Annotated in this window: 1 protein-coding gene; it reads left to right on the forward strand. The window is 60.6% G+C overall.

Going from position 1 to position 1,273, the window contains the following annotated elements:
• The coding region (locus tag GEU01_RS26110) for a DUF4158 domain-containing protein (protein ID WP_042711030.1) at nt 1-1,273 on the forward strand (1,273 nt) is incomplete at both ends.

The raw sequence follows: 1,273 nt of genomic DNA on the forward strand, positions 1-1,273 counted from the left end.
GTCGGATCGACGCCATCCGCGTTGGTCGCCTTCGTGGCAGACCAACTTGAGCTTTCCGGCAGCGACCTCGCCGATTACGCCGCGCGGGAGCAGACGATGACCGATCATGCCCGCGATCTGATGACGATCCTTGGCCTGCGCGCGCCCCAGAGAGCCGATATCCCGTTCATGATCGAGGCTGCGGCAAACGCAGCCTGGGCCACGGACAGCGGCATCGTAATCGTCCGGGCCGTGATGGACGCGCTACGCCATGCCAAAATCGCACTCCCTTCGATTTCAACCATCGAACGCGCCAGCATTGCGGGACGGGCGCGGGCCCGACGGAAGACCGCGCAGGCGTTAACGCAGGGCCTCACAGGCGATCAGGTCACGGCGCTGGATCGGCTTTTCGCCACAACGCCTGAAGGGAGCATCAGCCAACTTGCCTCGCTCAAGACCATACCGGTTGCCGTCAAGCCGGATCACATCAAGCGCATTCTGGAATTGTTGAGACAGGTTCGACAGATCGGCATTGATCCCGTCGTCGCCAAGCGCATTCACATCGACCGTTTTCACCAATACGTCCGGGAAGGCCGGATATCTCCGGCCTCGATGATCGAGCGCTACACGCCATCACGCCGTTACGCCACGCTCGTCGCTTTCCTGATCGATGCTGAGGAACGCCTAACGGACAGCGCCCTGGACATGGCTGACAAGCTGGTCGGCAGCATCTTTACCCGGGCACGGAACACAAAGGCCCGCAGCTTTTCGGCAACGTCGAAGAACGTCGCACGCCTGATGCGCCTGTTTCAGGCGACCATCGATGCCTTGGCCGAGGCGGCCAGCGACGGCAGAGATCCCATGGAAACTCTGGATGCCACGGTCGGATGGGCGACCCTGTTGAAAGCAAGGTCAGAGGTTGGGGCGATCGCCAGGACTGCCGACCTCGATCCTCTGACAGCCGCTGCGGAGCGTTATATTACCCTTCGAAAATTCGCGCCCGATCTGCTGGAAACGCTGGAATTCCAGGCAGGAAGAGGAGGCGCCAAGACCCTGGCTGCGATCACGTTGTTGCGGAACCTCAACAGAGCAGGCAAACGCGATTTACCTGGCGACGCACCGATGCCGTTTCGCAAGGAATGGCAGAAGATCGTTATCGATCAGGATGACAAGCCCAACCGGCGTCTGTGGGAAATCGCGACGCTCGCGCATTTGCGCAACAAGCTGCGTTCCGGCGATGTGTGGATCGAGCGGTCGGCCAATTATCGTCGCTTCGACAGCTACATGCTCAGTA

It is taken from the genome of Komagataeibacter europaeus LMG 18890 (assembly GCF_000285295.1).
Classification (GTDB): Bacteria; Pseudomonadota; Alphaproteobacteria; order Acetobacterales; family Acetobacteraceae; genus Komagataeibacter; species Komagataeibacter europaeus.